Annotated in this window: 12 protein-coding genes; 5 read left to right on the plus strand and 7 right to left on the minus strand. The window is 61.2% G+C overall.

The window, feature by feature from the left end; genetic code table 11:
* Positions 1-17 precede the first annotated feature (17 nt).
* From ETW24_RS13765 to ETW24_RS13785, 5 genes are all read right to left on the minus strand, one after another.
* Positions 18-563: a sarcosine oxidase subunit gamma gene (locus tag ETW24_RS13765; RefSeq protein ID WP_129371581.1), complete on the minus strand. Its 546-nt coding sequence runs from the start codon at positions 561-563 to the stop codon at positions 18-20.
* Complete coding sequence (locus ETW24_RS13770) at positions 556-3501, minus strand: sarcosine oxidase subunit alpha family protein (RefSeq protein WP_129371582.1); 2946 nt, start codon at positions 3499-3501, stop codon at positions 556-558. The genes ETW24_RS13765 and ETW24_RS13770 overlap by 8 nt, the downstream gene beginning before the upstream one ends.
* Positions 3498-3767 carry a sarcosine oxidase subunit delta gene (locus tag ETW24_RS13775; RefSeq protein WP_129371583.1) on the minus strand — a complete coding sequence of 90 codons (270 nt, stop codon included), beginning with the start codon at positions 3765-3767 and terminating at the stop codon, positions 3498-3500. Before ETW24_RS13775 ends, ETW24_RS13770 begins: the two co-directional genes overlap by 4 nt.
* 66 nt (positions 3768-3833) lie before the next feature.
* Entirely contained in the window at positions 3834-5087 is a 1254-nt protein-coding gene (locus ETW24_RS13780; RefSeq protein ID WP_129371584.1) for a sarcosine oxidase subunit beta family protein, read from the minus strand.
* A 271-nt stretch (positions 5088-5358) separates the two neighbouring features.
* Positions 5359-6789, minus strand: a complete 1431-nt coding sequence (locus tag ETW24_RS13785; protein WP_129371585.1) for a Glu/Leu/Phe/Val family dehydrogenase — start codon at positions 6787-6789, stop codon at positions 5359-5361.
* A 383-nt stretch (positions 6790-7172) separates the two neighbouring features.
* Between ETW24_RS13785 and ETW24_RS13790 the strand changes: the two genes are divergently transcribed.
* Genes ETW24_RS13790 through ETW24_RS13800 form a run of 3 tightly spaced genes read left to right on the plus strand, consistent with a single transcriptional unit; the run spans position 7173 to position 9967 of the window.
* Positions 7173-8804 (plus strand): pilus assembly protein TadG-related protein, encoded by a 1632-nt coding sequence (locus ETW24_RS13790; protein WP_254695613.1) that lies wholly within the window; start codon positions 7173-7175, stop codon positions 8802-8804.
* Positions 8801-9337, plus strand: coding sequence for a TadE/TadG family type IV pilus assembly protein (locus ETW24_RS13795; protein ID WP_129371587.1), 537 nt, complete (start codon positions 8801-8803; stop codon positions 9335-9337). The genes ETW24_RS13790 and ETW24_RS13795 overlap by 4 nt, the downstream gene beginning before the upstream one ends.
* Positions 9338-9340: 3 nt before the next feature.
* The gene (locus ETW24_RS13800) at positions 9341-9967 is read left to right on the plus strand and encodes a pilus assembly protein (RefSeq protein WP_129371588.1); all 627 of its coding nucleotides are present in this window, start codon (positions 9341-9343) and stop codon (positions 9965-9967) included.
* Positions 9968-9982: 15 nt separating this feature from the next.
* On the opposite strand, the gene ETW24_RS13805 is transcribed toward ETW24_RS13800, so the two are convergent.
* Positions 9983-10456, minus strand: coding sequence for a hypothetical protein (locus ETW24_RS13805; protein ID WP_129371589.1), 474 nt, complete (start codon positions 10454-10456; stop codon positions 9983-9985).
* 101 nt (positions 10457-10557) lie between these two features.
* The gene (locus ETW24_RS13810; RefSeq protein WP_129372932.1) at positions 10558-11514 is read right to left on the minus strand and encodes an NAD(P)-dependent oxidoreductase; all 957 of its coding nucleotides are present in this window, start codon (positions 11512-11514) and stop codon (positions 10558-10560) included.
* 121 nt (positions 11515-11635) lie between these two features.
* On the opposite strand from ETW24_RS13810, the gene ETW24_RS13815 reads away from it, so the two are divergent.
* Together ETW24_RS13815 and ETW24_RS13820 are read left to right on the plus strand one after the other, a co-directional pair.
* Positions 11636-12511 carry a LysR substrate-binding domain-containing protein gene (locus tag ETW24_RS13815; RefSeq protein ID WP_129371590.1) on the plus strand — a complete coding sequence of 292 codons (876 nt, stop codon included), beginning with the start codon at positions 11636-11638 and terminating at the stop codon, positions 12509-12511.
* Positions 12512-12692: 181 nt separating this feature from the next.
* On the plus strand, positions 12693-13604 hold the full coding sequence (locus ETW24_RS13820; RefSeq protein ID WP_129371591.1) for a pirin family protein: 912 nt from the start codon (positions 12693-12695) through the stop codon (positions 13602-13604).
* Positions 13605-13724: the final 120 nt, after the last annotated feature.

The following is a 13724-nucleotide window of genomic DNA, read 5'->3' on the forward strand; positions in this document are numbered from 1 at the left end:
TTGGTGATCCCCAAAGGTTACCCCCGCGCCGCGACAGCTTCCATCGCTGTTTTCAAATCATGCACAAGCGTTTTTGCCATCGAGCGGAACACCATGATCTGAAACGCCTGCGGCCCGGTGCGGGTCACCGAGGCCATCATGTGCTTCAGCTCGGTCCGTGCAGTATGGCCGCGCTTGAACACCTGGTTCCGCAGATCAACCGGCACCAGCCGCGCCAGCACGTCCTCAGCGCCAGCGCCTTCCAGCCGCACCACGGCCCAGGCGTCGCTCTGATCCGTCAGCGCGGCGTGCCCCGCTAGCTTGGCATCCGGCGCAAGCCCCATCAGCAATGCCATGTCCCGCCCGAACCAGACCGCGCGGCTGCCGGCCTTGCCAGTCGCACGGTTTGCCGCCGGGAAGGCCATGCCATGGGCCGTTTCCAGCGCTTTGCTCAGCGCCTCCTGCTGGCCCTTGAACGGGGCCACGGTCCACATCGCACCGGGATGTTCCTCGGTCAGGCTCATGCCGCCGATGGTTGCCGGAACCAGTCCTTCACAGGGACTTTTTGCAATCAGTTCAGCCACGGGCACGCCCTCCTTCGGGGTCAAAGAACACAGGCGGCACAACTTCGCACAGGGTATCAACACCGCGCATGTGGTCAACCAGACGCACAGTTTCGCCGATCCGCTCCGGTCCTTCTTTCAGAAAGGCCAGGCCAATCGGGCACCCCAGCGCCGGCGAATAACCGGCCGAGGTCACGTAACCCTGATCATAGATCCGCTCGACCGGGTCGCCCGGCGTGAACAGATGGGCCCCGGCAGTGATCTCCTTAGCCGCACCAACCGGCTTCAGGCCCACAAGGCGCATCCGGTCCTCGGCCATCAGCCCCTCGCGGGTGGACATCGGCTTGCCCAGAAAATCCTTCTTCCTGGACATCATTCCCTGCAGCCCCAGGTCAATGGCGGTCACCGTGCCGTTGATCTCGGCATGGGTGATCAGACCCTTTTCGATCCGCAGCACGTTCAGCGCTTCCATCCCATAGGCACCGCCGCCCATCGCCTCGGCCCGCTTCAGCAGCTCGCGGAACAGGCTTTCACCATAGCGCGCAGGAACGGCCACCTCATAGGCGTGCTCGCCCGAGAAAGAGATCCGGAACAGCCGCCCCTTAACGCCCAGCACAGTCGCCTCGCCACAGCCCATGAACGGCCAGGTTTCACCATTCACATCTTCGCCGATCAGCCCGTTCAGCAGCTCCCTTGATTTTGGCCCGGCCACGGCAAACTGTGCCCATTGCTCGGTCACCGAGGTAAACCGCACGTCCCATTCAGGACGAAGCACCTGGCTGACATACTCCATATGCGCCATCACCTGCCCCGCGGCGGCGGTTGTGGTGGTCATGACATAATGGTTTTCACCCAGCCGCGCGGTGGTGCCGTCATCCATGACAAAGCCGTCTTCGCGCAGCATCAGCCCATAGCGGACCTTGCCAACTTTCAGCGTGCTGAAGGTGTTGGTATAAAGATGATCCAGGAACTTGCCTGCATCGGCGCCCTGAATGTCGATCTTGCCCAGGGTGGAGACATCGCAGATGCCCACCGCATTGCGCACGCACGTCACTTCCCGGTCGCAGGACTGGCGCCAATTGGTCTCCCCCGGCTTCGGATAATAGGCGGCGCGGTACCACAGCCCGACCTCCAGCTGATGCGCGCCGCGGGTGTCGCTCTCGCCGTGCGACGTCAGGAAGCGCTGCGGTTTAAAGCCCTCATCCGTGGCCCCTGCCCCAATGGCACCAATGGCCACCGGCACAAACGGCGGCCGGAAGGTGGTGGTGCCGGTCTCGGGGATCGTCCGCCCCGTCGCATCCGCCAGCACCGCCAGCGCTGCAACGTTTGAGTTCTTGCCCTGATCGGTTGCCATCCCTTGGGTGGTGTAGCGCTTCATATGCTCGACCGAGCGGAAATTCTCGACCGCTGCCTGCTTCACATCCTTGACGGTGACGTCGTTCTGGAAATCGAGCCAGGCGCGGCCCTTGCCCGGCACCGCCCAGAGCGCCGCAATACGGTAAGGATCATCCTCCGCATCCGGCAGATCACCGGCAGCGGGTTTCAGGCCCAGCGCTTCCAGTACCTTAGCCGCAGCATCCGCGCCTTCGCGCAGCGCGCCTGCGGTGGAGAACGTACCGTTACAGGCGCCCGCCGTAACCATCCCCGGCACGGCGCCCTCTGCGGGAACAAAGGCCAGCGCATCGCGTTTCCAAACGGGGCGGCTGTTCAGGTGGCAGGTCAGATGCACCGAAGGGTTCCAGCCGCCGGACATCGCCAGGCAGTCGGTCTGGATCTTCTCCTCGCCCTTGACCGAGCGCACAGTGATGCTGTCCACCCGATGCCGTCCGGCGGAACCGCAAACCTGCGCGCCCTTGATCACCTGATACGGGCCGCTGTCCGGCGCCTCATGGCGGCTGTCGATCACCGCCGCGATGTGGACGCCTGCATCATGCAGGTCGCGTGCGGTGCGGTGCGCCTGATCGTTGTTGGCAAAGACGGTGACCCGCTCCCCCGGCGCCACACCCCAGCGGTTCAGATAGGCGCGCACGGCGCCCGCCATCATGATGCCAGGCCGGTCATTGTTGCGGAACGCCACGGGACGCTCGATCGCGCCTGCTGCCAGCACCGCATGTTTGGCAGCGATCCGCCAGAAGCATTCGCGCGGCAGGTGGCTGCCTTTCAGCGAATGGCGCCGCGGCAAATGGTGCGAAACCCGCTCCAGCGCGCCATAAGTGCCCTGATCATAGGCGCCGGTGACAGCAGTGCGGGTCATCAGCCGCACATTGTCCATCGCCTCAAGCTCAGCCAGCACGTCCGCGGCCCACTCATGGCCCGGCTTGCCGCTGACGTCTTCGCGTTCCGCCAAAAGACGCCCGCCCATGCGGCTGTCTTCCTCTGCCAAAATCACATCGGCCCCGGCCCGGCCCGCAGTCAGCGCCGCCATCAGCCCGGCAGGACCCGAACCGATCACCAGCACATCGCAAAAGGCAAAGGCTTTCTCGTACCGGTCCTGATCCGCCTCGCCCGACAGCGCACCAAGCCCTGCCGCATTGCGGATCATCGGCTCATAGAGCTTTTCCCAGAACGCAGCCGGCCACATGAAAGTCTTGTAATAGAACCCTGCAGTAAAAAACGGCGCCGCCAGGTCATTGACCGCCATCACGTCACGTTCGACCGAGGGCCAGCAGTTCTGGCTGCGCGCCTCCAGCCCCTCGAATATTTCTTGCTGGGTCGCGCGGACGTTCGGATCCTGCTGGCCGCCGGTGCCGGTGGTCACCAGTGCGTTCGGCTCTTCGCTGCCCGCGGTCAGCACCCCGCGCGGACGGTGGTATTTGAACGACCGCGCCATCAGATGCACATCATTGGCCAGCAAGGCAGCGGCCAGCGTGTCCCCTTCCAGCCCCATCAGATGGCGGCCATTAAATGAGAACGTAACCGGCTTCGCACCCTGGTTCAGCCCCTTGCCTGGAAGTCTCATGCCTTACCTCCCAGCCCGGCCTCGGACGCCAGCTGCACCGCCAGAATCTCATGGGTCGACGTATTGCGAGTGACCTTCAGCCAGGAATTGCAGCCCATCTCGTGATACCACAGCTCATCCAGCGGTCCCGCCGGGTTTTGCCGCAGGTTCACATACTCGTGCCAGGCATCCAGACCAGCGCCTTCAGCCGGGCGCACTACTGCTGCACCTTTGTAATAGAATTCGCGGCGGTCCCTTTCGCCGCAGAGCGGACAGGCAATCCTCATGACCAGCGCCCTTTCATCTTTCTGAAAAAACTCCCGCCGGAGGCAAACCCGGCGCATTCAAAACGCTTAGTGCAAGTTATGCTGCGCACCGGTCCCCTCCTCATCCATCAGGCCATGACCGCTGCGGAAACGGTCGAGCTTCAGTTTGGTTGCTGCCCCATGCGGGCGGTCCGTGGCGATCAGATGGGCATAGACATGGCCTGACGCCGGCGTCGCCTTAAAGCCGCCGTAACACCAGCCGCAATTCAGATAGAGGCCGCCAACCGGCGAATGATCGATAATGGGCGAGCCATCCGGCGTCATATCCATAATGCCGCCCCAGCTGCGCAAGAGCCGCGCCTTGCTGACCGCCGGCACCATCGCCACAAAGCTCTCCATCGTGTGCTCCACCATCGGCAGGTTCCCCCGCGCGGCGTAAGAGCTGTAGAAATCCAGGTAGCTGCCAAACACCAGCCCGCCCTTATCCGACTGGCTGATGTAGAGATGCCCTTCGGCAAAGGTGATCACATGATCCACGATGGGTTTCAGCCCTTCGGAAACAAAGGCCTGCAGCACGTGGCTTTCAATCGGCAGGGTCAGACCCGCCATCGCCGCCACCTGGCCGGAGCGCCCCGCAGCGGCCAGCGCCACCTTCTTGGCCCGGATCGGTCCGCGTGCAGTCTGCACGCCAACAACCTTGCCGTTCTCCACGTCGATGCCGGTGACTTCGCAGTTCTGGATCAGATCCACCCCGCGCATATCGGCACCGCGGGCATACCCCCAGGCCACCGCGTCATGTCGCGCAGTGCCCGCCCGGCGCTGCATCAGCCCGCCCATGATCGGGAAGCGGTTGCTGTCAAAATTCAGGAACGGCGCCAGCGCGCGCACCTGTTCGCGGCTCAGGATCTCAGCATCATCACCCTGGTTGATGATCGCGTTGCCCCGCCGCACTGCGGCGTCGCGCTGACCGTCATTGTGGTAGAGGTTGAGGATGCCGCGCTGCGACATCATCGCGTTGTAATTCAGGTCCTGCTCCATCCCTTCCCACAGTTTCAGCGAGTGGGAATAAAACTCGGAATTGCCCGGCAGGTAGTAGTTGGCGCGCACGATTGTGGTGTTGCGCCCCACATTGCCGCCGCCGAGATAACCCTTTTCCAGCACTGCAACATTGGTAATGCCGTGTTCTTTGGCCAGGTAATAGGCGGTCGCCAGACCGTGGCCGCCGCCGCCGATGATCACCACGTCATATTCGGACTTGGGCGCGGGGTCGCGCCAGTGCGGCGTCCAGCCCTTGTTTCCGGTGAGCCCCTCTTTGAGCACACGCCATCCCGAAAACCGCATGTCGTCCCTCCCCGTCAAATCACTTCCGGTGCCCGGAAAAAAGGTGACCCGGACCCTGGCGGCATTGCTACCCGCTTTCGCCTGCTGCTCATAGCCCCAAGGATCAATTTGCGGCAGTCCAGCCCGGCTTCGCTGCAAAACACACGAACTAATCACATGTGTCTAGTAGTAATTGCGACAGGTCGTGACGTATTCCGATTCACTAGCGAATAAAAACGGGGCGGAGAGTTTTCCCTCCGCCCCGGCTTTAATCAAAGTGCCCGCTGGCTGGTCAGAGACCCTTGGCGTGATAACTTTTGGCGACCTTGTCGATCGACACCAGATAGGCGGCAGTACGAAGGTCGGTGACATCGTCCCGGCTGTGCCAGACCTCACGCATCGACTGGTAGGCCACCCGCATAGTGTCATCGAGGCCCGAGCGCACAAGTTCCAGCTCACCCGCGCCCTTAAGGTACTTGTCCTTGAAATTCGGCGACATCGACCAGGTATTGCCCATCACGTCGTCCAGACGCTGCAGCTCGTCGATCACCAGCTGGTGGCGCGCCTCTTCCTGGCGGCGCTGCATGCGTCCGAAACGGATGTGGGACAGGTTCTTCACCCACTCGAAGTATGACACCGTCACACCGCCCGCGTTGGCATACATGTCGGGAATGATCACGGTGCCTTTCTTGCGCAGAATGTCATCCGCACCGGCAGTCACCGGACCGTTTGCAGCCTCGATGATCAGCGGCGCCTTCACGCGTTCGGCGTTGGACAGGTTGATCACCCCCTCCAGCGCCGCCGGGATCAGGATGTCGCAGTCTTCTTCCAGCAGCAGCGCGCCGTCTTCCACATACTGGGCATCCGGGTAGCCAGCCACGCCGCCATGCTTGACGATCCAATTGCGCACCGCCTCGACGTCCAGGCCATCGGGGTTCGACAATCCGCCGTCCCGTTCGATGATACCGGTGATCCGCGAACCATCTTCCTCGGACAGGAATTTGGCCGCGTGATAGCCCACGTTGCCAAGCCCCTGAACGATGACCCGCTTGCCATCCAGCTTGCCGCTCAGGCCAGCTGCTGCCTTGTCTTCCTCGTAACGGAAGAATTCCTGCAGCGCATATTGCACGCCGCGGCCCGTGGCCTCGACCCGGCCCGAGATGCCGCCGGCATTCAGCGGCTTGCCGGTGACACAGGCCTTGGCGTTGATGTCGGTGGTGTTCATGCGCGCATACTGGTCCGCAATCCAGGCCATCTCACGCTCGCCGGTGCCCATGTCGGGCGCTGGAACGTTCTGAGAGGGATGGATCAGGTCGCGCTTGGCCAGTTCATAGGCAAAGCGGCGGGTGATCAATTCCAGTTCGTGCTCTTCATATTCGCGCGGATCAATGCAAAGCCCGCCCTTGGAGCCGCCGAACGGCGCCTCCACCAGGGCGCATTTATAGGTCATCAGCGCCGCCAGCGCTTCGACCTCGTCCTGGTTGACACCGGTGGCATAACGGATGCCGCCTTTGACGGGCTCCATATGTTCGGAATGGACCGAGCGGTAGCCGGTGAATGTATGCATGGCGCCACGCAGGCGCACCCCGAACCGTACCGTATAGGTCGCGTTGCAGACCCGGATCTTTTCCTCCAGCCCCGGCGGCAAATCCATCAGGGACACGGCCCGGTTAAACATCAGGTCCACGCTCTCGCGGAAGCTCGGCTCTGTGCGGCTGCTCATCTAAAATCTTCTCCGTGCTCAAACATCGACTCGATGCCGATGATGCCTTCACTCTATGCAGAGAAGATTAAGGAGTGCGACCTTTTTGACCATTCCCTGCCAAAAAGATTCGCATTTTAGCGAAAGACTCACGATTCGCCGCTTGCCCGGAACCATTGTTCCGCAGACTGCAACAACTCCGCAGGATACCCGGCAATTGAAACCCCAAATCACTACAATCACATGTTTTTCGGCGCAAACCCGCCCCAATTCCGCCACGTTCGGCAGCCATTAATTATGTGTAAATTCCGCGTCTAGAGCCGGGCTGATCTGTTCAAGAACCGGCGGGGGGTGTTTAAATGCATAGACGTCACAAGGGGTCCACAGCGCTGAGCAGCCCGCTCATGCAGCGGTGTCTGGCCGGTGCTCAAACCTACCTGCGGGAAGAAGATGGTGTTCTGGCCAAACCGATGATCGGTACTTTCCTGGCTATGGTTGCGGTGGGCGGAATTGGCGTGGACCTGATGCGGATGGAACGCGACCGCACCATGCTGCAGTACACGCTTGACCGGGCGGCACTGGCAGCGGCGGACCTGGATCAAGAGAAGTTACCTGATGCAGTCGTGCTGGACTATCTCTCGAAATCCGGTCTTCAGGAGTACTATCAGGCACCCTGGTGGGAAGCCGGCTTGGGTTTCAAGAAAGTGCAGGCCACGATCGACACAACCTTTCCCACCCACATGCTGGGTTTCGCCGGTGTCGATGAAATGCCGCTATATGCCACCTCCCGAGCTGAAGAGAGCATCGACGGTCTGGAAATTTCACTGGTACTGGACGTATCCGGTTCGATGACCCGTAACAGCCGCCTGACCAATCTGAAGGCTGCGGCCAAGGATTTCATCGACACCATGGTGGCAAACACCACCGATGGCAAAATGTCGATCTCAATCGTGCCTTACGCCACCCAAGTTTCGGTCCCGGAAAACCTGATCGGCCAATACGCTTTGGACGAGTTGCACGACTATTCGTATTGCGTGAACTTTGATGGCTCGGATTTCAGCACAACCAGCCTGTCCACCACCGCACCGCTGGAGCAAACAATGCATTTCTCGCCCTGGTCCAGCAATGACCGGCGCGATAACGGCGATTTGGTTCAATCCCCTGTCTGCGTTGCCGCTTCGGATAGCTCCCGGGCGATCCTTCCCTTTCAGAAGGATGCCGCAGCTCTCAAAGCCTTCATCGATGGTCTTTGGGGTGGCGGCAACACCTCCATCGACATTGGGATGAAATGGGGTACGACCCTGCTGGATCCTTCAGCCCGGCCCGCGATAAACGCCCTGACCGCCGGTCCGGATGCGTCTATTCCAAGTGATTTCTCAACCCGTCCCTCGGAATACACAGACTCGGATACCGTCAAAGTGATCGTGCTGATGACAGATGGCCAGAACACCTCGCAGTACTATGTCGAAAGCGACCATCGCGAGGGCGACTCCTACGTCTGGTATACGGAAACGAGTCCCGGCAGTGGCGTTTACTCAACACTCAGGCCATCGACCGGCAGCTATTACTGGCACAATGGCGGCGGCTGGCAGGACCATCCGTTCGGTGCCGGGAACGACACAGTCTGCACCAACTCTTATAATGGCTACTGTTATGGTTACACAACCGAAAGCGGCACGCCGGTCCGGCTCTCCTATTCCGATTTGTTCGCGCAGACGCCGCTCAAATATCTGTACAAATATATCTACGCCGACTGGATGGGCACATCTTCCGCCCGCAGCGAGTGGTATTACGGCGTTTACGACTCCTACGGCAACTCGGAAAAGAACACCCGCACCCGCAGCATCTGCGAAGCCGCCAAGGATCAGGGCATCATCGTCTACACTATCGGCTTTGAGGCGCCCAGCAACGGGGTGGCGGTGCTGCAGGACTGCGCCAGTTCTGACTCCCATTATTTTGACGTGCAAGGCCTGGAGATCGCCGATGCCTTTGCCTCCATCGCAACCTCAATCCGCCAATTGAGGCTGACCCAATGATCCGCTGCATCACACAAAAACTGCGCCGGTTCAGGGCACACGACGATGGCAACGCCTCTGTTGAGTTCGCCATCGTCATCCCCGCCTTCCTGCTGGCACTGATGTCGACCGTGGAGCTGGGGCTGATCAATCTGCGCCACTCGCAGCTGGAACGCGCCCTGGACCTGACTGTGCGTGACATTCGCCTGAATACCGGCGCCAATAAAGACCACGCGCAAATCCGCGACGAAATCTGCGAACTTTCCGGGTTCATAGACGACTGCGCGTCATCTCTGAAGCTTGAAATGGTGCGAGCCGACCCGTTCAATTGGACAGGGATTGATCCAGATCCGGATTGCATCAACCGGATCGAAGAAGTGAACCCAGACGTAACCTTCGAACATGGGCAATCCAATGAGCTGATGCTGATCCGTGCCTGCATGAAGTTTAAGCCCATCCTGCCAACCTGGGGATTGGGACAAAGCCTATCCAAGGATGATGACGGCCGGATCAGCCTGACCGCCGCATCCGCATTTGTTCAGGAACCGAGGTGAGCCATGCTGACTGCCCTGATACCGAAATTTTCCGGCCAAGCCCTGCCCCGCAATCTGCGCATCTTCCGCTGCAGAACCGAGGGGAGCGTATCGGTCGAATTCGCACTCTATGCCCCCCTGTTATTGGCCCTGTTTGCCTCCATCTACACGTTCTTTGACGCCTTCCGCCGCGACAGTGTCAATCTCAAAGCTGCTTACACCATCTCAGACCTGATCTCGCGTGAAACAACGGCGATCAACGACGACTATATCGACAGCATGTACGAAATGGCGCAACTCCTGATCCGGCAGGATTCACAGCTTGGCCTTCGGGTTTCAGTGGTTCGCTGGGACGACGATGACGCCAAATACTATGTAGATTGGTCCGAAGTCCGCGGCACGTCCGATATCACATGGACTGACACCACCATCAACACTGTCGCCGGCAAACTTCCGGACATGCCGGATCAGGAACGGGTCATTCTGGTGGAGACCTTCAACGAGATGGAGCCTGCCTTCAATGTCGGCCTGCCGACGCTGAACCTGGACAATTTCATCTTCACCCGCCCGCGTTTTGCCCCGCTTGTCGTTTTCGAAGGCAGCGCCACCGGTTCCGGCAGCCACAATGATGGCGGTGAAAGTACCGACTGAGCCAGAAGCGCGGCCTTATTGGCCGCGCTGCGCCATCATCGCCGCCAGGATTTCCGACATCGCCTTGCCTTGCGATCCCGGCGTTACCCCGCCAATGCCGATCCGGCGGCCCGACCGCCACCACAGCCCGGGCATCCAGATCCTGGAGCCTTGCGCACCGGTCCGGATCAAAAACCCGTTGGACGGCTTAAAGGCAAAAAAGCCGCGGTCGATGGCTTTGATATCTTCAACCCTGGCAATCAGCTGGCCATTTGAACAGCGCAGCTCCTCTGCTGTCAGCTCGATCCGGTGCACGGTTGCCTGCCACATCCGCACCGCCAGCCACAGTGCCGCTGCGCCAACCGCCAGCAGAAACACCAGCCATGCCGGAGACGGCGGCGCCGCGAAGGCGACATAAAGCAGCAGGCAGCCGGTCAATCCCAGCATCGCCGTGCCCATGATCCGCCGCCCGCCGGAGGCTTCTATTGTGGCCAGGACCTCATTGCTCATCCGCTGCTCCCCTTGCTGCTGCGCCGGCATAAACCGGATTTGCCAAAGAAAACAGCCCCCGCCGGAGCAGGGGCTGGATGCGGCCGTGCAAGCGGGGAAACTTATTCCGCAGCAGCGCGGCGCACGACCACCTCATAGCCCGGCTCTTCCGGTTCGTCGTCAATCAATTCCTGCGGGAAACCCGGCGCGGTGACGGAGAGGCCGGTGGCCTCTTCCAGACGCTCGATCATCCGGTCGGACTGCGCCCGCTCGCCATAACGGCGCTGGCCGTCCTTCATCATCTCGATCATCAGCGGCGACAGCTCCAGCGGCACATTGCTGCGGTCCGCCAGGGTCTGGAACAGGCCGATGTCCTTCATCACCAGATCCATGGTGAAGTTCACATTGCGTGATCCGGACAGGATCAGCTGGCTTTCGGTCTCATGCGCAAAAGAGGTGCCCGACGACATCGAAATCGCCTCAAACGTCATGCCCAGATCCATGCCGCTGGCCTTCATCACCGTCAGCGCCTCGCAGACCGCCAGCATGTTGATATTGGCCAGATAGTTGGTCATCACTTTCAGAACCGACGAATTGCCGACCTCGCCCACGTGCAGAATGCGGCGCCCCATGGTTGTCAGGATCGGCAGAATACGGTCGAACGTCGCGCGCTCGCAGCCCGCATAGATCGATATATTACCGGTGTCAGCCCGATGGCAGCCGCCGGACACAGGGCAGTCGACCGGCTGACCGCCGCGTTCGGCAATCAAGGCGCCCAAGCGCTTTACCTCAGCCACATCGGTGGTGGACATTTCCATCCAGACCTTGCCGGGCTGCACATGCGGTAGCATCTCGGTGACCACCGCATCGGATGCCGCCGGGCTTGGCAGGCAGGTGATGACCGCATCGCAATCCTGCATCATTTGCGCCGGGCTGCCGCCTGCTTTGGCACCGCGCGCCACAAAGGACTGCACCAGATCCGCATCCAGATCGTGCACGGTCACGTCCAGACCGTTGCGCACCAGGCTGCCGGCCAGTTTGCCGCCAACGTTGCCAAGGCCGATAAAGCCGACTTTCATGTCCGTCGCCATGTCGAATGTCTCCTCCCGGGGTATGTCTTTGCGATATGGCTAGCTTGACCTCCGCCAAAATTAAAACGAATAATAAAGCGGTCTGACCCTAGGAAAATTTGCAGCACTAATGTCCGACCTGCCCAATCTCGTCTGGCTGCGCGCGTTTGAGGCCGCCGCCCGTCTGAAAAGCTTCACCGCTGCGGCAGAGGAGCTGGGGCTGACCCAGGCCGCCGTCAGCCATCAGGTGCGCAGCCTGGAGAAAAGCTTTGGCATCACTTTTTTTACCCGCCGGTCGCGCCATCTGGAACTGACAGAGCTGGGCCATGCCTATTACCCTTCGGTGGCGCAGGCGCTGACCGACATCGCGTATTCCACCCGCGGGCTGCTGGGGCATGCGCAGACCCGCACGGTGACGATACGGGCACCGGTCTCGACTGCTGTCCTATGGGTGGCGCCGCGGCTGGGGGTGTTCCACGCCGCCAATCCGCATATCCGCATCCGGCTTATCTCTGCCGTCTGGGCCGACAGCACCCAGGACGAGGACGTGGATATCGACCTGCGGCTCGGGCCATCCGGCTGGTTCGGCCGCCGTGCGCATCTGCTTTCAGCTGAGACCGTGATCCCCGTGGCGCAGCCGCAGCTGGCAGGACGGATGCGGTCCGTGGACCAGCTGTTCGACCAGACGCTGATCCATATCCATGGCTATCAGGACCATTGGCTGCGGTTGTCCGAACAAGAAGGCGTGCCGCTGAAGGACCGCACCGCGCCGCTCTATGTGGACACATCTTTGGCAGCGATAGAAATGACGGCCTCTGGTGCTGGTGTAGCCATGCTGATGCGCCGCTATGCCGAACTGCCTCTGTCGCAGGGCCGGCTGGCACGGGTTCTTGATGCAGAAATCCCCATGGGTCAGGGCCACTATTTGATGCCCGCCGCCGGAGAGGCCCCGAACAGCGCCGAAGTATCCCTGGTACGCGATTGGATTGTATCGCTGTTCGGCTGAACAGCGGCGGCCCCTTGCCCGGCCTTGGCGCCTGCGGCGCCGCGCCCCGTCGGGCCGGGCAGCCCTGCGGGCTGGAACGCTCCGTTCGCACACGCACAGAAGCCGTGTTTCAACGCCCGTTTTCCAGCGGCACCGCACAGCCTATCTTGCCGTCAGTCAATAAAACCCAGGAGACAGGCAGATGTCCCTTAGACCGATACTCGAAACCCGTCCGGCGCAGCCCCATACCGAGGGCGCCGGCGTGAAACTGCACCGCGCATTCGGATTTCAGGATCCGTCCGAGCTGGACCCGTTCCTGCTGTTCGACGATTTCCGCAATGAAAACCCCGAAGACTATCTGCGCGGCTTCCCCTGGCATCCGCACCGGGGCATCGAGACCATAACTTATGTGCTGTCCGGCACGGTCGAACATGGCGACTCGCTGGGAAATGCGGGCACCCTGGGTGCAGGCGACGTGCAGTGGATGACCGCCGGCTCCGGCATCCTGCATCAGGAGATGCCGTCGGGCAACGCGCAAGGCCAGATGCATGGTTTCCAGCTTTGGGGCAACCTGCCTGCCAGCGAGAAAATGACCGCGCCGCGCTACCAGGATGTGAGCGGCACCGAGATCCCTGAAATCATCGACGACGACGGCACACGGGTGAAAGTGATTGTCGGAGATTTCTGGGGCAAGCGCGGCCCGGTGGACGGTATTGCCGCCGATCCGCAGTATCTGGATGTGTTTATTCCGGCGGGCGTGAAAAAGACCCTGCCGATCGACACCTACCGCCGCGCCTTTGCCTATGTGTTCGAAGGCCAGGCGGCTTTTGCTGACGCTTCAGCGCCGCAAGGGGTATTGCTGGAAAAAGAAGTGGCAGGCGAAGAGGTCAACATCCGCGACCTGTCCGGCGACCGTACCCTGATCCGCTTTGGCACCGGCGATGAGATCACCGTCCAGGCGGGTCCCGAGGGCGTGCGCTTCCTGCTGATCTCCGGCGCGCCGATCCACGAGCCGGTGGCCTGGCACGGGCCCATTGTGATGAATACCCAGGCAGAGCTGCAACAGGCCTTCCGCGACCTGCGCAACGGGACATTTATAAAGCCCGCGCACTGATCCGGAAAACCGGTGCCCACTTTTCCCTGTGCGCGGCGCAGGCCCGCGCACTGATCCGGAAAACCGGTGCCCACTTTTCCCTGTGCGCGGCGCAGGCCCGCGCACTGACCCGGAAAACCG

The organism is Leisingera sp. NJS204 (assembly GCF_004123675.1).
In the GTDB taxonomy this organism is placed as follows: domain Bacteria; phylum Pseudomonadota; class Alphaproteobacteria; order Rhodobacterales; family Rhodobacteraceae; genus Leisingera.

Bases quoted from the DNA above. Each gene is read 5' to 3' on its own strand.
- ETW24_RS13790 (WP_254695613.1), top strand. From the start codon at position 7,173: ATGCAGCGGTGTCTGGCCGGTGCTCAAACCTACCTGCGGGAAGAAGAT.
- ETW24_RS13815 (WP_129371590.1), top strand. From the start codon at position 11,636: ATGTCCGACCTGCCCAATCTCGTCTGGCTGCGCGCGTTTGAGGCCGCC.
- ETW24_RS13775 (WP_129371583.1), bottom strand. From the start codon at position 3,767: ATGAGGATTGCCTGTCCGCTCTGCGGCGAAAGGGACCGCCGCGAATTC.
- ETW24_RS13805 (WP_129371589.1), bottom strand. From the start codon at position 10,456: ATGAGCAATGAGGTCCTGGCCACAATAGAAGCCTCCGGCGGGCGGCGG.
- ETW24_RS13780 (WP_129371584.1), bottom strand. From the start codon at position 5,087: ATGCGGTTTTCGGGATGGCGTGTGCTCAAAGAGGGGCTCACCGGAAAC.
- ETW24_RS13810 (WP_129372932.1), bottom strand. From the start codon at position 11,514: ATGAAAGTCGGCTTTATCGGCCTTGGCAACGTTGGCGGCAAACTGGCC.
- ETW24_RS13795 (WP_129371587.1), top strand. From the start codon at position 8,801: ATGATCCGCTGCATCACACAAAAACTGCGCCGGTTCAGGGCACACGAC.
- ETW24_RS13770 (WP_129371582.1), bottom strand. From the start codon at position 3,501: ATGAGACTTCCAGGCAAGGGGCTGAACCAGGGTGCGAAGCCGGTTACG.
- ETW24_RS13800 (WP_129371588.1), top strand. From the start codon at position 9,341: ATGCTGACTGCCCTGATACCGAAATTTTCCGGCCAAGCCCTGCCCCGC.
- ETW24_RS13785 (WP_129371585.1), bottom strand. From the start codon at position 6,789: ATGAGCAGCCGCACAGAGCCGAGCTTCCGCGAGAGCGTGGACCTGATG.
- ETW24_RS13820 (WP_129371591.1), top strand. From the start codon at position 12,693: ATGTCCCTTAGACCGATACTCGAAACCCGTCCGGCGCAGCCCCATACC.